Source organism: Synechococcus sp. N19 (genome assembly GCF_900474045.1).
Classification (GTDB): Bacteria; Cyanobacteriota; Cyanobacteriia; order PCC-6307; family Cyanobiaceae; genus Parasynechococcus.
Genome location: NZ_UCNR01000009.1, coordinates 315,403 through 337,900 on the forward strand (window position 1 = coordinate 315,403; position 22,498 = coordinate 337,900).

Here is a 22,498-nt window from a genome sequence, read left to right on the forward strand (position 1 = left end):
GAGATGGACGTGCGGTGGAGCGCTGATGGCCCTGGCTCTCACCATCACCCAGATGGGGTGTCAGGCCCCGCCCCCCACCAGCCGCATCACGGTGGCCTCTGCAGGCCGAATCAGTTCCCTGGATCCAGCCCAGGCCAGCACCCTCGGCGCCACGCAGCTGATCAGCGCCCTGGGTGATCCGCTCTATCGCCTCAGGCGGGATGGCTCCCTAGAACCCCGCCTGGCGGCCTCGGCCCCGGTTCTCAGTGATGGCGGTCGCACCGTCACGGTTCCCCTGCGCACCGATGTGCGATTCCACGATGGAACGCCGTTCAATGCCGCAGCCATGGCCTTCAGCCTGCGGCGTTTCCTCGAGATCGGAACCCTCAGCTATGTGGTGGGCGACCGGATTGCGGCGGTGGAGGAAGCCGACAGCCACACCCTGCGGCTGCGCCTCAGTCGCCCCTCCACATCCCTGCAGGGCCTGCTGACGTCGATCAACCTCACCCCGATCTCACCAACGGCCTACAGCAACCATCAGGACCGTTTTCTGCACGACCGCTTTGTGGGGACAGGCCCCTACAAACTGACCCGCTTCAGCGAACATCAGCAAAGCTTGGAGCCCTTCGCCCAGTACTGGGGTGAGGCGCCGCGCAACAACGGCCTCGATCTGATCACGCTGAGCAACTCCACGGCGCTCTACGGGGCATTGCGCAGTGGCGAGGTGGATCTGCTGCTCTCCGCCTCGATCGACGAAGACCAGCGCCACACCCTGCATGAACGGGCCAGAGCAGGGGAGCTGCACGAGTCGGTGGGTCCGGCGATGGAGATCGGCTACATCACCCTGCTGAGCAACCGGGAGCCATTCCAAGACCCCAACCTCAGACGGGCCCTGGCCGTCAGCCTGAACCGAAGCGAGATCAGTGAACGGGTGAGCTACGGGCTGCGCCGTCCGCTGCGGGCGCTGGTGCCCCCCAGCCTGGCCGGTGGCGCCATGGCCCCATGGCCCGAACACAACCCCGAGCAGGCCCGCGATCTGCTGCAGGCAGCGGGCTACTGCAACGGCAGCACCCTGCGCTTTCCGCTCACCTTCCGCTCCAATGTGCCCGCCGACAAATTGCTGGCCCTCACCTGGCAGGCCCAGGTGCAACGAGACCTCTCGGACTGCCTGGTGTTGGATCTCGATGGCGTCGAATCCACCACCATCTATCGCCAGCTGGGGGAAGGTACCTTCAAAGCCGTGATGCTGGATTGGCGCGGCAGCTACCCCGATCCGGAGGCCTATCTGACGCCGCTGTTGAGCTGCACCTCGGTGGAGGGCAACATCTGCACGGAAGGAGAAGCAGCCATCAGCGGCAGCTTCTGGAGTGCCCCCGGATTGCAGACCGCCCTGATTAAATCCGACACGCTGATGGGTGATGCCCGCCGCACCGCCCTGGACCATGTGGACCATCTCTCGGCCGACGGTGCCGCCTACATCCCCGTCTGGCTGGATTCACCTCGGGCCTGGGCCCAGCTGAACCTCAACCCTCCACGATTTGATGGCAGTGGTCAGCTGATGCTCGCTGAGCTGGAGCGCCGCCAGGACGGAGCCACGAACAACTGATGGGACGCGCCCGAGACCTCGCCCGCTACAGCGCCACCCGCCTCGCCCTGGCGCCATTGATGTTGTGGCTGATCGCCAGCCTGGTGTTCCTGCTACTGCGCGTCGCCCCAGGTGATCCCGTGGATGCGGTTCTCGGAAGCCGTGCCCCCGCCGCCGCCAAAGCCGCCATGCGAGCTCGGCTGGGCCTGGATCAATCGTTGCTGGATCAGTACCTCAGCTATCTCAACGGCTTGATCCACGGCGATCTGGGGCAGGCCCTGATCAACCAGGAGCCAGTTCGAACCATAATCGGCAAAACCCTGCCCGCCAGCCTGGAGCTGAGCGTTATCGCCTTGGTGTTGGCTGCCGTGGTGGGGCTGAGCATTGGCTTCAGTGGCATTGCCCGGCCCGAGGGGAAGATCGACTTGGGCGGACGCCTCTACGGATTGGGCACCTATGCCCTGCCGCCCTTCTGGGTGGCCATGCTGGTGCAGCTGGTGTTCGCCGTCAGCCTGGGCTGGTTGCCGGTGGGCGGGCGCTTCCCCCCCAGCCTTCTTCCCCCCGAGGGCAGCGGCTTTTTCCTGCTGGACAGCGCTCTGCAGAACAACTGGGCCGCTTTTCGAGGCACCGTGCGTCACCTGATCCTGCCCGCGGGAACCCTGGCTCTGCTGCTCAGCGGCACCTTTACGACCGCCCTGCGACTGAACCTGCGACGCACCCTGCGCGGCGACTACGTGGAAGCGGCGCGGAGCCGCGGCCTCACTGAGCGCCAGGTGATCCTGCGCCACGGGCTGCCCAATGCTTTGCTGCCGGTGCTCACCATCGCTGGCATCACCGTGGCCTCCTTGATCGGTGGGGCCCTGCTGATTGAAGTGACTTTCTCCTGGCCAGGCATTGCCTTGCGTCTGCAGGAAGCCATCAATCAGCGGGACTACCCCGTCGTTCAGGGGATCGTGGTGGTGATCGCCGCCCTTGTGGTGCTGGTGAGTGTTGCCGTTGACCTGCTGGTGGCCGCCCTCGATCCACGGGTGCGCTACTGATCCAGCAGCTGCAAGGCCCTGCGACGGCCCAAGCGATGCCAGCGCGTCTTGGAACTGGCGTCCATCAGGTGAACCGCATCGTTGCTGGGTGACGGGGAGTTCAGGGAATCAAGAAAACGGATGACTTCATGGGCAATCACCCGTTGAACGCTGAGGGGATTGACGCCCACCAACTCTTCGCCGAGCCGGAAGATGTCGTCCCCCTCTGACGCCTTGCCCTGGCCATCCACACGAATCGGTGAAAAGTGACTGGCCCCCTCCACCACCACCACCCGGCTGGCGGGATGCTCCGCCAATCCAGCCAAAAGAGCCAGCTGCTCATCCAGAGGAGGGGTGATCAGATCGAGGGTGCCACCCACCATCAACAGCGGAATCGGCAACGTCCGACTGGCGCGGTGCGGCCAGATCAACCCACCAAAGCTGTTGAGCCCCACCACCGCACGGGGCGGCGCGTCCATCGCTTTGCTCTCGAGCACACGGCCTGCCGCCAGTTCGCACTGGAGCAATTCAGACAGGTTGGCGAGGGGCAAGCCCGCCAGGGCCGCTTCACAGCGCTGGGCCATCCCGGGCACCAGCTCCGCCCCACTGGCCAGGAGGGCCGTTAGGGCTCCCAGGGAATGGCCCATCAGCACCACCTCGGTCCCGGGGATGTTCAAATCGCCCCCTTGTTGCGCCTCCAGCACCGCCGCCAGGTCAGCCAAGCGATCACGAAGTGCTGCGGCGCCATCAAACGACTGACGCCCCTCCAGCAAACCCTGAACAGCGGCGGCATCGCTACCGGGATGCTCCAGCACCAGCACGGGCCAACCCGCCTGCATCAACGAACGGGCCAGCCAGTGGAAGTGGTTGGGGTCCCCGCCCAGCCCCGGCATCATCAAGACCCATGTCTGATCCGATCGAGGCGACTGGGGGATCCAACGTTCCAGCCGCAATAGCCGCGAACGATGGCCCACTGCAAGCGTTTCGTGACGGGGCGCATCAGCCGAGGCAGCACGCTCCCTGCCCTGAAGGGGCTGCAGCCGAGCCTCTTCCCGAGCCAAAGTCCGCATCAAGGCCTGATGACGCTTCAACTCCAGCCGCCAGCGGTTGGCAGCAGCCACCAACGCATCCAGATCCAGACGCAACTGCGGGGTGGGCAACGCCTCCAACACATCCAGCGTTGAAACGGTTTCCTGCCGTTCGAGCAACTGCTCCAGCGTGGAGAGCACCAGCCAACGATTGATGCGCGTTTCGCCATCCACTCGAATCAATTCCCCCAGGGCATCCAACAGCGGACCCGCCCCCCAGCTGCTCAGCAACTGACGCCCGAGGCTGCGACGGGAGAGCACAGGAGCCTTGAGCAGACGGATCAACCCCTGTCGGCTCTCCGGTGCGAGAAGCCCCATCCAGGTGGAGAGCTCCGATCGCGAGAGCTGCGCTGGATCAGCCGTCGGCGAGCGCACAAAGGATCCGAGTTCCTCCACCGAAACCGGAAGAACCACGCCGTCAATCTTGACCTCCACACGTTCTGTGGAGCCAACAGGCCACGATCCGCACGTGCTGAGCAGCAGACTGCCCATCAAGCCCATCGCGATGCATCGTCCTGTTAAGCGTCCGCGCAGCAACGCCTGACCCTCTGCGGTGGTGGAACCAGTTTCCATCACCCCTGAGAAATGTCACCCGACTGAGGTTCCTGGCGTCCATCGGTGCCGGCGGGGTGATGTTCATGACGCCGCTGATCTTTCATGCGATCGACTTCTCAGCGCGTGAAGTGGGAAGCGGCCTGGCCGTCTCTGCCCTGATCGGCACGGTGGTGCGCCTGCTGAGCGGTGCACTGCTTGATCGCGGCATTCGCTGCTCCTGGCCGGTGAGGGGCACAACCCTGTTGGCCATTGCAGCTGATCTGATCCTGCTGCAGGCCGACAACTACAACAGCTACTTGCTCGGACAGCTGCTGCTGGGCTGTGCAGCGGGTCTGTACTGGCCTGCCATCGAATTGGCCGTTCCCCTCAGTTGCGGCAACCTTCCCTCAGGGCGGGGCTACGCCCTGGTGCGCAGTGCCGATGCCCTCGGCATCGGCATCGGGACGCTGATCGGAACCGCTGCCGCCACCCTTGGAATCCTGCGGACGGTGTACATCGTTGAAGCGGTGTGCATGGGCGCTGTGTTGGTGCTGATCAGCCTTGTTCCGCTCCAGGACGGTCCGCCCTACCGCAACCTCAGCAGCAACAGCCCAGCGCCGGTTGGTCAACGGCCACGGCCAACAACCCGACTGCCCTGGTTGCTTCCCCTGCTGCCGGTACTGCTGATCAGTGTGGTGGCCACCGGGATCCTGGCCCTTCAACAGAGTGCGCTTCCCCTCGATCTGGTGCGCGGCGGGCTGGTGCGACCGGCCCTTAGCGAGAGCCACAGCAGTGCCCTGATCGCCCTTCAGTTGACCTTGCTGGTGAGCCTGCAGTGGCCGGTGGGCCGTTGGCTGGCGGAGCGCAGCGTTGCCTTCGGTCTCGGCTTGAGCCTGGCGGGATTCAGTCTGGGCTGCAGCCTGATTGCTTTCTCCTCCCTGTTCGAGAACGGCACAATCCTTGTGCTGGCATCCCTGCTGCCGATGGCCTTCGCCCAGGCCGCTTTCCTGCCCACGGCCACAGAAGCCGTCATTGAAGAGACACCACCGGAACACCGGGGTTTGGCGATGGCACTGTTTTCCCAGTGCTTCGCCATCAGCGCCATTGTGGCCCCTCTCGCTGGTGGAGCCCTGCTGGACCTTCAAAACAATGGCCTGCTGCTCTGGTTGTTGATGGGTGGGGCCTGCCTGGTCGTGCTCCCCAGCCTGCGCAGCCTCAAGCCGCGCTACGGGGTGACAGCAACAGGCCAGGACATCGCCTTGCCAGAGCAACAACGCTTTGATGCCCTGGCAGGCAGTTCAGGTCAACAACATCGTTGAGAGCTGACGGCAGAGGATGAAGACCATCCGAGGGCCAAGAGAAGTCCATCTCTCAGTTAGATGCTGAAGATAAATACTGAAGAAGACCTGACTCCTCTTTTTGCCCTACCAATTGATCTCAACCAGAGAACAGATGTTCATGCTCTATGGACGTACAAAGAATTGATCAGCAGCCAAACAGTGTTGACCACAACACCGCAAAAGCAAGATCAGATCGCTCAATGAAATGGTTCACTGCGATGCTGCTTACCGTCATATTTTCTCCGCTTGCCAGTGCCACTCAGCACGATGGACGTTCACTTGTGGCTCACGGAGAGCACAAGAAAGCGGCTTACCTGGTTCTAAGCACAATCACCCAGGAGATCGAACTCATTCCAGTTGAATCCCTGAATCAATGCGAGACAATTGGAAGTGAGATCATGAAGGGTGGAAAGTTGAGCAAGTTCCTCAAGGGCTACAAGTGCATTCCGGGCTTGCTCTAGGCGAACCAACTAGAGATCACTGATATTTCCCCAATCAAGCACTCTTGAAAAGTCAAAGAGCGTTAGAGGGAATGTCTAGGAAATCAAATGCTTTGACTAAACGTTGAACAAAAACTCCATCACATCGCCTTCATCCACCACATACTCCTTTCCTTCACTGCGCAGCCAGCCTTTGTTGCGGGCTTCCGCCAGTGAGCCAGCTTCCAGCAGCTTCTCCCAACCGATGGTCTGAGCGCGGATGAAGCCCCGCTCGAAATCGGTGTGAATCACACCGGCAGCCTGCGGAGCGGTCATCCCGGCTTTGAAGGTCCAGGCCCTTGTTTCCTTTTCACCGGTGGTGAAGTAGGTGCGCAGCCCGAGCAATCGATAGGTGGCCCGAATCAGGCTTTGCAGACCGCCTTCCGTCACCCCGAGACCTTCCAGATAGTCCGCGGTTTCCTCATCTCCCAGTTCCACCAGCTCCGCTTCCACCTGGGCAGAGATCCGCACCGTTTCGGCACCTTCCTTTGCGGCCAGTTCAACCACCTCGGTGCAGAAGACATTGCCCTCAGCCAGGTCGTCTTCACTCACATTGGTGGCGTAGATGATCGGCTTGGCGGTCAACAACCCCAAGGGCTTGATCATCGCCGCTTCTTCGTCGTTCAGATCGACGCTGCGAGCCGCACCACCGTTCTCGAGCACCGCCTGAATCCGTTCAAGAGAAGCGTCTTCCACCTGCGCTTCTTTGCTGGTGCGCATCTGCTTCTTGAGACGCTCCCGGCGCTTCTCAATCTGAGCCAGATCCGCCAGACCCAGCTCAAGATTGATCACCTCCGCATCCCGGGAGGGACCCACTGACCCTGAAACGTGGATGACGTCATCGTCCTCGAAGCAGCGGATCACGTGAACGATCGCGTCCACCTCACGAATGTTGGCGAGGAACTTGTTGCCCAGACCTTCGCCCTGGCTGGCGCCTTTCACCAGACCAGCAATGTCGACAAACTCCATCCGGGTCGGAATGGTGTCCTGGCTTTTGCTCAGTTCTGTGAGCCGGTCCAGTCGTTCATCGGGCACCGCCACGGTGCCGACGTTGGGCTCGATTGTGCAGAACGGAAAATTGGCGGCCTGCGCCTGAGCGTTGGCGACCAACGCATTGAACAAGGTGGATTTGCCCACGTTGGGCAATCCAACAATTCCGGCTTTGAGCATCGGCGGAATCTACCGGCCAGCGGCGAGACTGTTGTGAAGTTTTGTGGGCCCATGCTGCAGTCCTTGCGCTCCCCTGCATCCCCATCGCCTGAAGCAGAGCTGGCCTCAGTGGCAAAAGCACGATCCAGACGGCCCAAAGCCGCGATGGTGGGGCTGCTCGTGCTGGCCCTGTGCGGGGGTGGGCTACTGCTGCGTTTCGGTCCCTGGAGCAACCGTCAACGGGATCTGACGCCCTTCACCACCACAGCTGAACGCGGCGTGCTCTCTGGAGTGATCAGCGCCAGCGGGGAACTGCAGGCCCAGCAGAAGGTAAACGTGAGTCCGCGCAAGCCGGGTCTGCTGGCGGAGCTGATGGTGGATGAAGGGGATGTGGTGGAGAACGAGCAGGTGCTGGCGGTGATGGATCGCGGCGATCTCGATGATCGGCTGCAGGAGAAACAGGCTCTGCTGCGTCAGGCCGACGCCAACTATCAGAACAAGAGGGAGGATTTCGAACGTCGCAGCCAGCTGTATGCCAGCGGCGCGCTCAGCGCTGACGACTTCAGTGATGCGCGCTTCGAGATGCTGGCCAGGCAGGCGGGTCTGGTGGCAGCCCGAGAACGGGTGGAGCAACTGGAACAGGAGAGTCGAGAAACGACGATCCGCGCCCCCTTCTCAGGAACGATCACAGCGCGCTACGCCGAACCGGGGTCGTTTGTGACCCCCACCACAGCCGCCTCGGCCACAGCCGGTGCCACAAGCGCCTCAATCGTTGAGCTCTCGCAAGGCTTGGAGGTGAGGGCCCGCGTTCCAGAAAGCGACATCGGCCGCATCCAGCCCGGCCAAACCGCCGAGATCCGGGTGGATGCCTACCCCGATGAGCGCTTCCAGGCAACGGTGAGTGAGGTTGCCCCCCGCGCCGCGAAGGAAAACAGCGTCACCTCCTTTGAAGTGAAGCTGAACTTCGTTAACCCGCAGAAGAAACTGAAGATCGGCATGACCGCCGACATCAATTTCCAAACCGGGCGCAGTGCGCCCAAAATCCTGGTGCCCACCGTGGCGATCACCCTTGAAGACGGCCAACAGGGTGTGTTGCTGGTGGATGAAAACCAGCAACCACGTTTTCAGCCGGTGGAACTGGGCAACAGCAGCGGCGACAAGACTGCGATCCTGAACGGTCTCGAATCAGGAACCCGCGTGTTCATCGATCTGCCCCCATGGGCCGATCGCCGCGATTGATCCACCCACACTTTCAACACCGTCATGCCCGAGGCCACCGCCAAGCCCCTTCTGCTGCTTGTGGATGGCCATTCCCTGGCATTCCGCAGCTTCTACGCCTTCAGCAAGGGGGGGGAAGGCGGTCTGGCCACCAAAGACGGCCGGCCCACCAGCGTGACCTACGGCTTTCTCAAAGCCCTGCTGGACAACAGCAAAACCCTGAAGCCAGAGGGCGTTGCCATCGCCTTCGACACAGCCGAGCCCACCTTCCGCCACAAGGCGGACGCCAACTACAAGGCCCACCGGGATGTGGCCCCTGAGGTGTTCTTCCAGGACCTCGAACAGCTGCAGCAGATCCTCGAAACGCACCTGCAGCTCCCCCTCTGCATGGCACCGGGCTATGAAGCCGACGATGTGCTGGGAACCCTGGCGAACCGAGCGGCCGACTCCGGATGGGGCGTGCGGATCCTCTCGGGAGACCGCGACCTGTTCCAGCTGGTGGATGACAGCCGCGACATCGCGGTGCTCTACATGGGTGGCGGCCCCTACGCCAAAAGCAGTGGCCCAACGCTGATCCGCGAAGAAGGGGTGCTCGGCAAGCTCGGCGTGATGCCCGACAAGGTGGTGGACCTCAAGGCCCTCACAGGGGACAGCTCCGACAACATCCCCGGCGTGCGTGGTGTTGGCCCCAAAACAGCCATCAACCTGCTGAAAGACAACAGTGACCTCGACGCGGTGTACGCCACCCTCGAGCAAGTGGAAGCCGAAGGGCCGAAAGCCAGCCGGGGCGCCATCAAAGGTGCACTGAAAGGGAAGCTGCGCGCCGACCGCGACAACGCCTACCTGTCGCGCAAGCTGGCCGAGATTCTCGTGGATGTTCCCCTGCCCAAGGAACCCAGCCTGCCGTTGTCGTCAGTGGATGCCGACGGCCTGAGCAGCTGCCTGGAAGACCTCGAGCTCAACAGCCTGCTGCGCCAGGTGGGCGGCTTTGTGGCGGCCTTCTCCGAAGGGGGCTACGGGGCCAATGCGGAGGCCGCTGCAGCCAAGACCCCCCGGCGCTCAGCCACCACAGAACCAGCAGCTGCAGAGGCCGCAACCGAGCCGACAACCCAAGACGACGTGGGTCTGCCGGCCCTGAAGCCGCAGCTAATCCAGACCGAAAAGACCCTGGACGTCCTGGTGCAAAGGCTGATGGCCTGTACCGACAGCAGCCTGCCTGTGGCCTTCGACACCGAGACCACCGACCTCAACCCGTTCCGCGCCGAACTGGTGGGCATCGGCATCTGCTGGGGAGAGGCCCTGGACGCACTCGCCTACATCCCGCTGGGTCACAAAGGCAGTGAAGACAGCAGCCCGGAGCAGCTGCCCTTGGAAACCGTGCTCACCGCCCTCGCCCCCTGGCTGGCCAGCAGCAACCACCCCAAGGCTCTGCAGAACGCCAAATACGACCGCTTGATCCTGTTGCGGCATGGCGTTGCCCTCGAGGGCGTCGTGATCGACACGCTGCTGGCCGATTACCTGCGGGATGCCGCGGCCAAACACGGTCTGGAGCTGATGGCCGAACGGGAGTTCGGCTTCCAGCCCACCGCCTTCACCGATCTGGTGGGCAAGAAGCAAACCTTCGCCGATGTGCCGCTGGAACCCGCCAGCCTGTACTGCGGCATAGACGTGCACGTCACCCATCGCCTCGCCCTGTTGCTGCGACGTCAGCTGGAAGCCATGGGGCCGCAGTTGCTGCCATTGCTGGAGCAGGTGGAGCAGCCGCTGGAACCGGTGCTGGCCCGGATGGAATCCACCGGAATCCGCATTGATGTGCCCTATCTCCAGGGCCTTTCCGAGGAGATGGGCTCCACCCTGCAGCAGCTGGAATCCGACGCCAAAGCGGCAGCGGGTGTGGACTTCAACCTGGCCTCACCCAAGCAGCTGGGGGAGCTGCTGTTCGACACCCTTGGCCTGGATCGCAAGAAATCCCGGCGCACCAAAACCGGTTTCAGCACCGACGCCACCGTGCTGGAAAAGCTCGGCAACGACCACCCGGTGGTGCCCCTGGTGCTGGAGCACCGGGTGCTCAGCAAGCTCAAGAGCACGTACATCGACGCCTTGCCGCAGCTGGTGGAGGCGGAAACCGGACGGGTCCACACCGATTTCAACCAGGCCGTAACGGCAACGGGGCGACTGAGCAGCAGCAACCCCAACCTGCAGAACATTCCGGTGCGCACCGAGTACAGCCGGCGGATCCGCAAGGCCTTCCTGCCGCAGGAGGGCTGGACCCTGCTCAGCGCTGATTACTCCCAGATCGAGCTGCGCATCCTCACCCACCTCTCGGGAGAAGAGGTGCTGCAGGAGGCCTACCGCAGCGGCGACGACGTGCACGCGCTGACCGCCAGGCTGCTGCTGGACAAGGACGAGGTCAGCCCGGACGAGCGTCGGCTCGGCAAAACGATCAACTTCGGTGTGATCTACGGCATGGGAGCCCAGCGCTTCGCCCGGGAAACCGGCGTGAGCCAGAGCGAAGCCAAGGAGTTCTTAGCCAAGTACAAGCAGCGCTACCCGAAGGTGTTCGCCTTCCTCGAGCTGCAGGAGCGGCTCGCCCTCAGCCGCGGTTACGTGGAAACGATTCTCGGCCGCCGGCGGCCGTTCCACTTCGATCGCAACGGCCTGGGGCGGCTGCTGGGCAAGGACCCGCTGGAGATCGACCTGGACGTGGCCCGCCGCGGCGGCATGGAGGCGCAGCAACTGCGGGCGGCGGCCAATGCCCCGATTCAGGGCTCGAGTGCCGACATCATCAAAGTGGCAATGGTGCAGCTGCAAGACGCCCTGCAGCGTCAGGGCCTACCGGCCCAGCTGCTGCTGCAGGTGCACGACGAACTGGTGCTCGAGGTGGCGCCGGACGCCCTGGACGCCATCCGAGAGCTGGTGGTGCAGACCATGGAACAGGCCGTTGCGCTGAGTGTTCCCTTGGTGGTGGAGACCGGCGTCGGCGCGAACTGGATGGAGGCGAAATAAACCCAGCCGAACAGGCCGTAGCCTCAGCCGCAGCTTCTGAATGGCTGTGTCCCTGCGGCTCACCAACACCCTCACCCGCCGCACCGAGCCGTTCACACCCCTAACCCCGGGGAAGGCGAGCATCTATTGCTGCGGCGTGACGGTCTACGACCTCTGCCACCTGGGCCATGCCCGCAGCTACATCAACTGGGATGTGCTGAGGCGGTATCTGATCTGGCGCGGCCTCGAGGTGACCTTCGTTCAGAACTTCACCGACATCGACGACAAGATCCTCAAACGGGCCGGCGAGGAGAACTCCTCGATGACGGAGGTGAGCGAGCGAAACATTGCCTCGTTCCACCAGGACATGGACGCCCTGGGGATCTTGCGGCCCGACCGGATGCCCCGCGCCACCCAGTGCCTGGATGGCATCCGCGCACTGATCGGCGAACTGGAAGCCAAGGGTGCGGCCTACAGCGCTGAAGGGGATGTGTATTTCGCGGTGATGAAACATGCCGGTTACGGCAAGCTCAGCGGCCGCGACCTGAGCGAACAACAGGACAACGCCGCCGGGCGGGTGGCCGATGCCGAAGAGGCCCGCAAGCAGCACCCCTTCGATTTCGCGCTCTGGAAAGGGGCCAAACCCGGAGAACCCAGCTTCCCCTCCCCCTGGGGTGAGGGACGCCCCGGCTGGCACATCGAATGTTCAGCCATGGTGCGGGCGGAACTCGGCGACACGATCGACATCCACCTGGGGGGTGCCGACCTGGTGTTCCCGCACCACGAAAACGAGATCGCCCAATCCGAAGCCGCCACCGGTCAGGACCTGGCCCGGGTGTGGATGCACAACGGCATGGTCAATGTGGGCGGCCAGAAGATGAGCAAGTCGCTCGGCAACTTCACCACCATCCGTGCGCTGCTTGAGAGCGGTGTCTCAGCGATGACCCTGCGCCTGTTTGTGCTGCAGGCCCACTACCGCAAACCCCTTGATTTCACCGCCGAGGCCCTTGAGGCCGCAGCCACCGGCTGGAAGGGGCTGAATGCAGCCCTGAGCCTTGGCGATCGCCACGGCGAGAGCCTCGGCTGGAGCACGGCTGCACCGCTCACAGAGGGCGCCATGAACGCCGATGGAGGTCCAGCCGACACCGCTCTGGTGGAGCTCGAGCAACGCTTCATCAGCGCCATGGACGATGACCTCAACAGCTCGGGCGGACTGGCCGTGCTGTTCGATCTGGCCAAGCCCCTGCGGGCCCTCGCCAACCGACTGGAACGGGGAGAAGACGCCGCCCTGCCTGAGCCGGAGTTGAAGGATCTGGAGGGCCGTTGGCAGCTGCTGCGACACCTGGCGGCGGTGCTAGGACTGCGCTCGGAAGCGGAAGCCGCCACCAGCCTCGACGACGGTGCCATTGATGCAGCCATCGCGGCACGCAAGGCAGCGAAAGCGGCGAAGGATTACGCGGAGGCCGACCGGATCCGGGATGAGCTGGCCGCCCAAGGGGTGGAGCTAATCGACAAACCCGGCGGGGTGACGGAGTGGATCCGCGCCTGATCCCGGCAGACTGAACCCCAATGCTGTCGCTCCCCATGCTCTGGCTGAAGAAGCTGAACTTCATGGAAACCGCCAAGCTCGAGATGGAGCTGATGAAGGCCCTCGATGCCGGTGAGGATCTTGAGGCGAAGCTCGCGGCTCAGAAGCAATTGGCCGCGTCCACGGGCGACGCGGAGCAAGCCTGGAAAGCAGAGGTGTGGGACAAGATGCTGCAGAGGATTCGCAAGATGGAATCCATGCTCAATTCTTCGGATCAGCCGTAGGCACTCGCCAGGCGAATTCTTCAGCCGGGGATCAGATCAATCACGCTGATCACCAGACCAACGGCGATCACCGGAGGCGAAATCCAGCGCAGCATCACCAGCAGAAAGCGCTGCAGCCAGATCGGACTCCCCGAATGGCTGAGCTCCTCCTGAAAACGGGCGGGGAGCACCCAACCCAGCAACAGGGCCAGGAGCAAGCCCCCCAGAATCAGCAGCAGGCCCCCAAAAACGGAGTCCATCCAGCCGAGAACCTCCATGGAGGTGGCCGCTGGAAGACCGGCCACAAAGATCAACGCCGCGGACACCCAGACGGCCCGGGAGCGGCTCCACCCCAGGCGATCGATCAAACAGGCCACCGGCACCTCCAACAGCGACACCGCTGAGGTGATCGCTGCAATCAAGGCCAGTGCAAAAAAGAGCACCGCCACCAGCTGACCTGTGGCGCCCAGCGAACCCAGGCCCGTGGGCAGCGCGATGAAGATCGTGCCCAGGGTGGAGCCACTGATCACATCCTGGAGGCCAAAGCTCATCACCACGGGGAAGGTGACCATGCCGGCCAGCAGGCCCACAGCAGTGTCCATCCCCACCACCGCTACGGCTTCCCGCGGCAGGTGGGCGCGCCGGCTCAGGTAGGCCGAATAGGCCAGGATGCAGCCGATGCCCGTGCCAATCGAGAAGAAGGCTTGGGTGAAAGCATTGCGAATCGTGGTGGGGTCCTGCAGCTGGCTGTTGTCCCAGCGGAGCAGGAAGGTTCGATAGCCCTCCGAAGCCCCATCAAGACCAGCGGCCCAGACCGCAAGGCCAATCAGCAGCACAAACAAAAGCGGCAGCCCCCAGCGGGACAACCGCTCAATGCCTCCGCGCACGCCGGCCGCCACCACAGCAGCAGTCGCCACCAGGCTGAGCAGCTGGCCGATCAAGGCGGAGCGGCCGCCACTGAGGCCGGCGAAAAAGGCTTCCGCTGAAGCGATATCCGCCGGGAGCCCCTGGGTGAGGGTCTGCACCAGGGTGGCCCCGGTCCACCCCATCAACACGGCATAGAAGGCCAGGATTCCACTGGCCGCCAGCACGAACAGCCAACCCATCGGCTGCCAACGGCGACCGGCGGCCGCCACTGGCGCGAGCAGGGGGCTTTGGCCGGTGCTGCGCCCCAGCACCATTTCGGCCACCAGCACCGGCAGGCAGACCAACAGCACAATCACCACGTAGAGCAGCAGGAAGGCGCCGCCACCTCCCTGGGAGGCGCGGTAGGCAAAGCCCCAGAGATTGCCCAAACCCACGGCACTGCCCGCAGCTGCAAGGACAAACCCCAGGCCCGATCGCCACTGTTCCTTCGCCATGCGCTCTCCACAAGCTGTCCGCCAGCTTGCCAGCGTTCAACGGTCCTGGTGGGAGACTTGTCGCAACTGCCGGAACAGCATGAAAGCCATCAGCGTGCTGGGATCCACCGGTTCGATCGGCACCCAGACCCTCCAGATCGCTGAGGAGTTTCCAGAGCAGTTCCGCGTTGTGGCCCTAACGGCCGGCCGCAACCTGAAGCTTTTGGTTGACCAAGTTCAGCGGCATCGCCCTGAGGTGGTGGCCCTGGCCGATGCCGATCTCCTGCCCGAACTGCAGGAGCGTCTGCAGGACGCCGGCGTCACAGGCGCTGATGCACCCCAGCTGGTGGGAGGTGCTGATGGTCTCAACGTTGGTGCCGCCTGGGACAGCGCCGACCTGGTGGTGACGGGCATTGTTGGTTGCGCCGGTCTGTTGCCGACCCTGGCGGCGATCCGCGCCGGCAAAGACCTGGCTCTGGCGAACAAGGAAACGCTGATTGCAGCCGGCCCCGTGGTGCTGCCGGAGCTGAAGAAGAGCGGCAGCCGTCTGCTGCCGGCGGATTCGGAGCACTCAGCAATTTTCCAGTGCCTGCAGGGAACCCCCTGGGCTGAAAACGCACGCCTCTCCACCGGCGTGCCCACACCGGGGCTGCGCCGGATTCAGCTGACAGCCTCTGGCGGCGCCTTCCGCGACTGGACGGCCGCCGACCTTGAAAAGGCCACCGTGGCCGATGCCACTAGTCACCCCAACTGGAGCATGGGCCGCAAGATCACCGTGGATTCCGCCTCCTTGATGAACAAGGGGCTGGAGGTGATCGAAGCCCATTACCTGTTCGGCCTGGATTACGACCACATCGAGATCGTGATCCATCCGCAGAGCATCATCCATTCGATGATCGAACTGGCGGATTCCTCCGTGCTGGCCCAACTGGGCTGGCCTGACATGAAGCTGCCGATCCTCTACTGCCTCAGCTGGCCCTCTCGCCTGGAGACGCCATGGCGGCGACTGGATCTCACGGAAGTGGGTCAGCTCAGCTTCAGGGCCCCCGATCCCGCCAAGTACCCCTGCATGGAGCTGGCCTACGCCGCCGGACGCGCCGGCGGCACCATGCCTGCGGTGATGAATGCTGCCAACGAGGAAGCCGTGGCGCAGTTCCTCGAGGAGAAGATTCACTTCCTCGACATCCCAGCCGTGATCGAGGCCGCCTGCGAGCGTCATAAACCCGATCTGATGGCCCAACCCCAGTTGGACGACGTGCTGCGGGTGGATCAGTGGGCGCGAACCGCCGTGCGAGAACAGGTGAACCGCGGGGTGACCCGTTTGCCCATGGGAGCGCTCGCCGCTTAGGCATGCAACGGGTCAGCCATCACCTCCTGCTCTGCGCAACCGCCAAAAAAGCCAAATGCTGCGATTCAGCGCTTGGAGCACAAACCTGGAATGAACTGAAGAGCGTTGTTCGCGAACTGAATCTCGAAAACACGGAACGCCCGGAGGGAATTGTTCTGCGCAGCAAAGCCGATTGCCTCAGGGTGTGTGAACAAGGGCCGATTCTTCTGGTCTGGCCAGACGGAATTTGGTACGCCGACGTTTCGCCTGATCGCGTCAAAAGAATCATCGAACAACACATCATCGGCCAACAACCCGTTGAAGAATGGATTCTCAAAAGAACACCATTCGAGACAACCTCTGGCGCCCCTTCAGGCGAAATTTGATCCCAAATCAATCCCGCAAAGCATTAGCGAAAGGCTCAATTTGTACCCAAGAGAAGGAACTCTGAGCAAAAGGAACTTGAAATCCAGCCGGAATTCCAAACAACGAAATCAGAACAATTGCTATTGAGCCCTTGAGCACCATGCGCCCACAGGTCGCAGCCCAGGCAATTATGCTGAAAACCTTAAGCGCCAACAGATCAGCGCTTGTCTTGAGGCTTCCATTTGGCATTTGCAACTGCGACCCGACCCGCAAATCCAGCCCCTGAAGACAGCGCTGAATCAATCCTCTACCCGAGCAAAGCTGAGCTGCTCAGCGCCTTGCCAGCAGAGCTCTCCAAGCTGAGCCCAGCGAAGTCCTGGGCGAGCCTGGCCATGTCTGCTGGGCTTTCGCTTCTGACCGTCGGCCTGGGAACCCTTCTCCCGCTCTCGGCAGCCGCCACCCCCCTTTGGCTCCTCTACGGCGTGATCACCGGCACCATCGCGATGGGCTGCTGGGTGATCGCCCATGAATGCGGCCATCACGCCTTCCACCCCAACCGCCGGATTGAAGGCGTTGTGGGCTTTGTTCTGCACAGCATTTTGCTGGTGCCGTATTACAGCTGGGCCCACAGCCATGCGGTGCACCACGCCCACTGCAATCACCTGGAACAGGGAGAAACCCATGTTCCGCCGCGGGCAACGTCACCGATGGGACGAACCACCGAACAGCTCAAGCAGAGGTTGAATCCCACCGTCTTCGGGATCATTTCTCTGTTCAATCACCTCGTGATTGGCTGGCAGCTTTATCTCTTCCTGGGCGCCACCGGCGGCGAGGACTACGACTCCCCCACCTCTCATTTCTGGAATCGCAAGCGCAATTTCAACGGCAAACGCCGTCTTTTCCCTCAGTCCTTCGGCAAGTGGATGCTGCGATCCAACCTGGGATTACTCGCCATGGTTGCCCTGTTGCTCATCGCCTCAGTGCAGTTTTCCCTGCTCCGTGTGCTGTGCGTCTACGGCCTGCCCTACCTGGTGATCAACATGTGGCTGACCACTTACACCTGGCTGCAGCACACCAACACCGATATCCCTCACTTCTCCAACGAAACCTGGACGTGGTCGAAGGGAGCCCTGCAAACGGTTGATCGTCCCTACGGGCCCATCCTCAACCTGCTGCACCATGGAATCGGCTCAACCCACGTGTGCCATCACGTGAATTCATCGATTCCGCACTACAACGCCTGGCGTGGAACTCAACTGCTGAGGCAGAGGTTTCCTGAGCTGGTGCGCTACGACTCAACACCGATCCACAAAGCGCTGTGGAGGATTGCCACCCGCTGTGGTGGCGCTGTGTACCAGAACCCAAGCGATCGGGCTTTCTACTACTGAAGCGATAGGGCCCCACAACATGTGGGGATCACGGCTTAACCAGCAACAACGTCCCTGAGCCAGGCCGCCGCCAGCTGGTCGCCCCAACATCCGTCGCGGCCATGGAAGCCGTTGTGCCCTCCCCGTGGCGTGAACAAGGTGCGAATCGCAGCCTCCGGAGGCAGCGCCTCTGCGAGATCCATCGCAGAGGAAGCAGGAACCCAAGGATCATCCAGGGCCTGCAGCAGCAAGGTGGGCGGCATCGCTTTACAGGCGGGCACCAGATGCTGCAGGGGTGAAGCCTCGCGGTAGTAGGCCTCCACATCAGCAAACCCCCAGCGGGGAGCCGTCACGGCACTGTCGAACTCACGAATCGAACGAGGGGGCGTCGCCTGCAATTTGGCTTCCTCGTCGACGCTCACCCCAAAGGGATCCGCCAGGGTCTGACGCACCAACCGCTTGAGCAGCCAGCGTTGGTAGACCCGATTGCGCGGTCGCTCGATCGAGGCGCTGCAGGCCGCCAGATCCAGGGGACTGCTGGCACAGAAGAGGCCATCAAGCACACCGGGGGAAGCCAGAGCGGCATTGAGCAGCATCGTGCCGCCCAGGGAGATGCCTGCCCCCAGCAGTGGGCGACCCCCCGCCAAGCTTCGGGCCCGAGCAATCACCGGCAGCAGATCGCTGTTGCAGCGTGCTGCATAGGTGCCACCCGCAAGGTGGCGGCCTGGATCAGCACCGCGCAGGTTGAGGCGCAGCACTGCAAAACCGGCGGCCTGGAGCGCCACACCCATCCGCCTCAGGCCTTCCCGGGAACTGGATCCACCCAGCCCATGGAGCAGCAAAACCAAGCCCTTGGGGTCCCCTTCCGGCAGATCGAGCAGGGCCAGCAACGACCCGGCAGCCACCGCTCCACTGGGCAGGGCTGGCACGGGAATTTCAATCGGAACCCCTTGATCGTGGGGGAGATCCACCTCGCGCAGGGTGTCGCGCAGGGTTTGCAGGTCACCGCCAATCCAGGGCCAGCGCTGCTCAAACGACGGAACCCCCAGCCGCTCCCGCAGCTGGGGGTTATCCACGCCGCGGGCCATCACTTCTTGCCCAGTCCCAGATCCTTGAGTTCCACCAGGAGATCGCCGAGCACCTTCTTGGCATCGCCGAACAGCATCGAGGTGTTGGCCAGCTCGAACAGATCGTTCTTGATGCCAGAGTAGCCAGCGCTCATGCCCCGTTTCACCACGAACACCGTGCGGGCGTCCTGCACATCCAGAACGGGCATGCCGTAGAGCGGCGAATTGGGGTCGTTCTTGGCCTGGGGATTGACCACATCATTGGCACCCAGCACCAACACCACGTCGGTGGCGGGGAACTCGGGATTGATCTGATCCATCTCCTGCAGCTGCTCGTAGGGCACATCGGCCTCAGCCAGGAGCACGTTCATGTGACCCGGCATACGACCGGCCACCGGGTGAATGGCATAGGCCACATCGATACCAGCGCTCTCCAGCACCCGAGTCACTTCCCTGAGCGTGTGTTGCGCCTGAGCCACGGCCAAGCCATAGCCCGGAACAATCACCACCCGTTCAGCGGCCTCAAGGGTGAGAGCGCACTCCTCAACACTGCAGCTGGTGATGTTGGTGTATTCACCGCCGCCACCGCCTGCAGCGGTCGTGGCACCCAGGGCGCCACCGAACAGCACAGACACCAGGGAACGGTTCATGCCGTTGCACATCACCTGGGTGAGGATCAGGCCAGCAGCACCAACCATGGCGCCGGCCACGATCAGCAACTGGCTGCCCACCACGAAACCGGCAGCAGCGGCAGCCACACCGGAATAGCTGTTCAGCAGGGAGATCACCACGGGCATGTCGGCGCCGCCGATCGGCAGCGTCACCCCGATTCCCAGCAGGCCGGAGGCCACCACCAGCAGCCAGAGGCCCGTGATCGAATCAGCGTTGCGCAGCATCTCAACGGCACCCACAAGGGATGCCACCGCCAGCGCAATGTTCACGGCGTGGCGCGCCTTGCTCTGCATCCAAGCCGGCGTGGACAGCCAACCCTGCAGCTTGGCCATGGCCACGATCGAGCCGGTGAAGGTGATCGCACCCACGAACACGGAGACAACGATCGACACCACTGCCACAGGGCCTGCCGCATCGAGGGCCGCCGGGTAAAGCGCAGCAGCCAGAGCCACCAGCAGTGACGACATGCCACCGCAGCCGTTGAAGAGGGCGACCGTCTCCGGCATCGAGGTCATCGGCACCCGCTGGGCGGTGATGGCGCCGAGCACACCACCCACCAACGTTCCGGCGATGATCCAGGTCCAGGCGGCGATGCTGATGCCGCTGGTGCCGAGGTAGTTGATCAGCAGACCCAGCACCGCAAGGCCCATGGCCACAGCGGCCAGCTGGTTGGCGCCCCTGGCGGAACGCACCTTGGAGAGACCTTTGATGCCGAGGGCCAGCAGCAGAACCGCAACCAGCTCGATCGAGTATTTGAGAAGGTCAGACATCAGCGGTTCTCCTTGCGAGCAGGCTTGCGGCTGAACATGGCCAGCATGCGATCGGTCACGAGGAAGCCCCCGATCACGTTGAACAGGGCAAAGCCCAGCGAGACGGAACCGAGCAGCAACAGCACGGTGTTGTCGCCGGCTTTGATGATGGCGGTGAGTGCTGCCAACACGGTGATGCCCGAGATGGCATTGGCACCACTCATCAAGGGAGTGTGCAGGGTGGGGGGAACCTTGCCGATCAGCTCCAGCCCAAGCAGGCTGCCAAGCAGGAGAACCCAGAGGAATTCAACAAACATCAGTTGGCACCTGGGGTAAGGACATCGCCACGACGGATGGTGCCGTCCTGGGCGATCAGACAGCCGGCGATCAGTTCATCCTCGGGATCAAGGCTGAGGACGCCGTCCTTCAAGGTGGGCTCCAGCAGAGCCACGAGGTTGCGGGCGTAGAGCGCACTGGCGTGATTGGGAACGCTGCAGGGCAGGTCGTTACCACCGATCAGCTTCACACCCTTGCGATCCACGGTCTTGCCAGGAACGGTGTCGGCACAGTTGCCGCCCTGGGCCACGGCCAGATCCACCACCACCGCGCCGGGGCGCATCCGATCGAGCATGTCTTCGCTGATTAAACGCGGAGCGCGGCGGCCGGGCACCTGGGCTGTGCAGATGGCCACGTCGGCCTCCGCCAGCTGATCCGACAGCTGCTGACGCTGGGCCGCCAGGAAGGCATCGGAGGCCTGTTTGGCATAGCCACCGGATTCCGAAGGCTTGTCCTCCATTTCGGGAGGCTCAATGAAACGGGCGCCGAGGGATTCCACCTGCTCCTTCACCGCAGGTCTGATGTCACTGACGTACACGACAGCACCCAGACGGCGCGCCGTGGCCACGGCCTGAAGGCCCGCCACACCGGCTCCAAGAATCACCACCTTGGCCGGCTGAACGGTGCCCGCCGCCGTCATCAGCATCGGGAAATAACGGTCCAGCGCGGCGGAGGCCAGCAGCACCGACTTGTAGCCCGCGATGTTGGCCTGGGAGGAGAGCGCATCGGCGGACTGCGCCCGGCTGATCCGGGGCAACAGCTCGAGCGCCATGGCTGAAAGGCCGCTGCGCTTGAGGGCGGCCGTCAGCTCTTCGTTGGCGTAGGGGGAAAGAAGACCGACCACGAGCGCTCCCTGGCGCAAGCGGGCCAGGGTGGCTGCGCTCGGCGATTGAACACAGAGGAGAACGTCGGCCTGACCCCAGGCCGAGGTGTCTCCTTTCTCAACGAGATCTGCGCCCTGCTCGGCGTAGGCCTCATCGAGGTATCCGGAGGGAGTACCGGCTCCGCATTCGACTGCGACGCTGCAGCCCAACGAGACGAATTTTTTGACCGTGTCCGGCGTTGCCGCGACCCGGGTTTCTCCCGGTGTCGACTCCACCGGTATCAGAAGTCTGGGCAAGGCGAACACAACCACCGACCCAAGCGAGGTTACGAGGTCGCCTACTCGCCATCAGGAACCTTCCTGAAGAAAGGCCCTCAGTTCTGTCGCTCTTGCTACGTGAAGTGCACCCTCTGTGCTCCCCATGGGTCTCAGCGCAATCGAGTGTCCGGACGGCCTCTGCCACAGCCACCACGGTGGCCATGCCGTTGAACGAGAAACCATGCAGTCCACCCTCCAGTTGCACGGCAAAAACTGGTGTGAACGGCTGGCGGAGCGGATTTATGAAATCTCCGTCGACACCTTTTCGCAAAGCGTGATGCCGAGCCTGCACACGGCCGGCTGGCAGCGACGCCATCTCGACTGGGAGTTCAAGCTCAACGACGGCGAGAGCGAACCCGATCGCACCCTGGTGGACGGGATGATCAACGCCACAGAAAGCTTCCTGCGCAGCAGCGAGGTGCACCGCCTGTTCATCCAGGAACTCGTGCAGGGCACCTTCGCGGAGGCCGAAAACGACGACCTGCGCATTCAGGCGGTGCGCACCTTGGTGGAGACCGAAATCGTGGCGATGCTTGAGGAGCACAAAGAGGAGCTGCTGGATCGGCTCGCTCAGCAGCTGCTGGACACCGCCAAGGGGGATTTCACGGCAGCTCGCTCCGCCTCGGAGGAGGCCTTGAAGGAAGTGGAGCACCTGGTGGTCAACCACGCCGAAGCGCTCTGAAGCAGGCGCTCTAAAGCAAGCGCTGAGGATCCAAGACATGCTGCCGGATCAGACGATCGGCAGCACTTCCTGTTCGAGGCCGGCGGCCCCGTTCACCTCTCCGCGGCGGTGCAGAACCCGGGCCCGAAGAATCAACGGATCGATGTCGCATTCGAGTTGCCAGCAGCCATCGAGCTGGTCGCGCTGCTGATCGAGGGGACTGCTGAAGAAACGACGTTGGGCCATGGCGATGGGCGGGACCCGATCCCGATGGAGCTGATGGCCGGACGGTAGAGATGCCACGG

At 63.1% G+C, this 22,498-nt stretch carries 20 protein-coding genes; 11 read left to right on the forward strand and 9 right to left on the reverse strand.

Annotated elements, in window-relative coordinates:
* Positions 1-25: 25 nt before the first annotated feature.
* Together DXY02_RS06735 and DXY02_RS06740 are read left to right on the forward strand one after the other, a co-directional pair.
* Positions 26-1,585 carry an ABC transporter substrate-binding protein gene (locus tag DXY02_RS06735; RefSeq protein WP_114988590.1) on the forward strand — a complete coding sequence of 520 codons (1,560 nt, stop codon included), beginning with the start codon at positions 26-28 and terminating at the stop codon, positions 1,583-1,585.
* Entirely contained in the window at positions 1,585-2,604 is a 1,020-nt protein-coding gene (locus tag DXY02_RS06740; RefSeq protein WP_114988591.1) for an ABC transporter permease, read from the forward strand. Before DXY02_RS06735 ends, DXY02_RS06740 begins: the two co-directional genes overlap by 1 nt.
* Here DXY02_RS06740 and DXY02_RS06745 read toward each other — a convergent pair.
* Positions 2,598-4,172 (reverse strand): alpha/beta hydrolase, encoded by a 1,575-nt coding sequence (locus DXY02_RS06745; RefSeq protein ID WP_114988647.1) that lies wholly within the window; start codon positions 4,170-4,172, stop codon positions 2,598-2,600. The two genes, DXY02_RS06740 and DXY02_RS06745, sit on opposite strands and share 7 nt — an antisense overlap.
* Before the next feature lie 137 nt (positions 4,173-4,309).
* Between DXY02_RS06745 and DXY02_RS06750 the strand changes: the two genes are divergently transcribed.
* Positions 4,310-5,524 carry an MFS transporter gene (locus DXY02_RS06750; RefSeq protein WP_244276184.1) on the forward strand — a complete coding sequence of 405 codons (1,215 nt, stop codon included), beginning with the start codon at positions 4,310-4,312 and terminating at the stop codon, positions 5,522-5,524.
* Positions 5,525-6,102: 578 nt separating this feature from the next.
* Here the strand turns inward: DXY02_RS06750 and ychF are convergent.
* A complete protein-coding gene (ychF, locus tag DXY02_RS06760) occupies positions 6,103-7,194 on the reverse strand; it encodes a redox-regulated ATPase YchF (RefSeq protein WP_114988594.1) in 1,092 nt (363 codons plus the stop codon).
* A gap of 51 nt (positions 7,195-7,245) precedes the next feature.
* Between ychF and DXY02_RS06765 the strand changes: the two genes are divergently transcribed.
* Genes DXY02_RS06765 through DXY02_RS06780 form a run of 4 tightly spaced genes read left to right on the forward strand, consistent with a single transcriptional unit; the run spans position 7,246 to position 13,188 of the window.
* Positions 7,246-8,412 carry an efflux RND transporter periplasmic adaptor subunit gene (locus DXY02_RS06765; RefSeq protein ID WP_244276185.1) on the forward strand — a complete coding sequence of 389 codons (1,167 nt, stop codon included), beginning with the start codon at positions 7,246-7,248 and terminating at the stop codon, positions 8,410-8,412.
* 24 nt (positions 8,413-8,436) lie between these two features.
* Positions 8,437-11,397 (forward strand): DNA polymerase I, encoded by a 2,961-nt coding sequence (gene polA / locus DXY02_RS06770; protein WP_114988596.1) that lies wholly within the window; start codon positions 8,437-8,439, stop codon positions 11,395-11,397.
* 46 nt (positions 11,398-11,443) lie between these two features.
* Positions 11,444-12,925, forward strand: a complete 1,482-nt coding sequence (gene cysS, locus DXY02_RS06775; protein ID WP_170951508.1) for a cysteine--tRNA ligase — start codon at positions 11,444-11,446, stop codon at positions 12,923-12,925.
* A 20-nt stretch (positions 12,926-12,945) separates the two neighbouring features.
* Positions 12,946-13,188 carry a hypothetical protein gene (locus DXY02_RS06780; protein ID WP_244276186.1) on the forward strand — a complete coding sequence of 81 codons (243 nt, stop codon included), beginning with the start codon at positions 12,946-12,948 and terminating at the stop codon, positions 13,186-13,188.
* A gap of 20 nt (positions 13,189-13,208) precedes the next feature.
* On the opposite strand, the gene DXY02_RS06785 is transcribed toward DXY02_RS06780, so the two are convergent.
* Entirely contained in the window at positions 13,209-14,528 is a 1,320-nt protein-coding gene (locus DXY02_RS06785; RefSeq protein ID WP_114988598.1) for a sodium-dependent transporter, read from the reverse strand.
* A 79-nt stretch (positions 14,529-14,607) separates the two neighbouring features.
* Here DXY02_RS06785 and DXY02_RS06790 point away from each other — a divergent pair, with 79 nt between their 5' ends.
* Positions 14,608-15,855: a 1-deoxy-D-xylulose-5-phosphate reductoisomerase gene (locus DXY02_RS06790; RefSeq protein ID WP_114988599.1), complete on the forward strand. Its 1,248-nt coding sequence runs from the start codon at positions 14,608-14,610 to the stop codon at positions 15,853-15,855.
* 2 nt (positions 15,856-15,857) lie between these two features.
* Positions 15,858-16,220: a ferredoxin gene (locus DXY02_RS06795; RefSeq protein WP_114988600.1), complete on the forward strand. Its 363-nt coding sequence runs from the start codon at positions 15,858-15,860 to the stop codon at positions 16,218-16,220.
* Between the two features lie 7 nt (positions 16,221-16,227).
* Here DXY02_RS06795 and DXY02_RS12830 read toward each other — a convergent pair whose 3' ends face one another.
* On the reverse strand, positions 16,228-16,413 hold the full coding sequence (locus DXY02_RS12830) for a hypothetical protein (RefSeq protein WP_206749631.1): 186 nt from the start codon (positions 16,411-16,413) through the stop codon (positions 16,228-16,230).
* Positions 16,414-16,442: 29 nt separating this feature from the next.
* On the opposite strand from DXY02_RS12830, the gene DXY02_RS06800 reads away from it, so the two are divergent.
* Entirely contained in the window at positions 16,443-17,588 is a 1,146-nt protein-coding gene (locus DXY02_RS06800) for a fatty acid desaturase (protein ID WP_114988601.1), read from the forward strand.
* A gap of 35 nt (positions 17,589-17,623) precedes the next feature.
* Here DXY02_RS06800 and DXY02_RS06805 read toward each other — a convergent pair whose 3' ends face one another.
* The 4 genes from DXY02_RS06805 to DXY02_RS06820 are packed head-to-tail and all read right to left on the reverse strand — an operon-like array spanning position 17,624 to position 21,511.
* A complete protein-coding gene (locus DXY02_RS06805; RefSeq protein ID WP_170951500.1) occupies positions 17,624-18,655 on the reverse strand; it encodes an alpha/beta fold hydrolase in 1,032 nt (343 codons plus the stop codon).
* On the reverse strand, positions 18,655-20,076 hold the full coding sequence (locus DXY02_RS06810; protein WP_114988602.1) for an NAD(P)(+) transhydrogenase (Re/Si-specific) subunit beta: 1,422 nt from the start codon (positions 20,074-20,076) through the stop codon (positions 18,655-18,657). The genes DXY02_RS06805 and DXY02_RS06810 overlap by 1 nt, the downstream gene beginning before the upstream one ends.
* Positions 20,076-20,372, reverse strand: a complete 297-nt coding sequence (locus DXY02_RS06815; RefSeq protein WP_011364925.1) for an NAD(P) transhydrogenase subunit alpha — start codon at positions 20,370-20,372, stop codon at positions 20,076-20,078. Before DXY02_RS06815 ends, DXY02_RS06810 begins: the two co-directional genes overlap by 1 nt.
* The gene (locus DXY02_RS06820) at positions 20,372-21,511 is read right to left on the reverse strand and encodes a Re/Si-specific NAD(P)(+) transhydrogenase subunit alpha (protein ID WP_244276187.1); all 1,140 of its coding nucleotides are present in this window, start codon (positions 21,509-21,511) and stop codon (positions 20,372-20,374) included. The genes DXY02_RS06815 and DXY02_RS06820 overlap by 1 nt, the downstream gene beginning before the upstream one ends.
* 124 nt (positions 21,512-21,635) lie before the next feature.
* Here DXY02_RS06820 and DXY02_RS06825 point away from each other — a divergent pair, with 124 nt between their 5' ends.
* On the forward strand, positions 21,636-22,214 hold the full coding sequence (locus DXY02_RS06825) for an EF-1 guanine nucleotide exchange domain-containing protein (RefSeq protein WP_114988603.1): 579 nt from the start codon (positions 21,636-21,638) through the stop codon (positions 22,212-22,214).
* A 48-nt stretch (positions 22,215-22,262) separates the two neighbouring features.
* Here the strand turns inward: DXY02_RS06825 and DXY02_RS12220 are convergent, their stop codons facing one another.
* A complete protein-coding gene (locus DXY02_RS12220) occupies positions 22,263-22,496 on the reverse strand; it encodes a hypothetical protein (RefSeq protein WP_136975370.1) in 234 nt (77 codons plus the stop codon).
* Between the last annotated feature and the right edge of the window lie 2 nt (positions 22,497-22,498).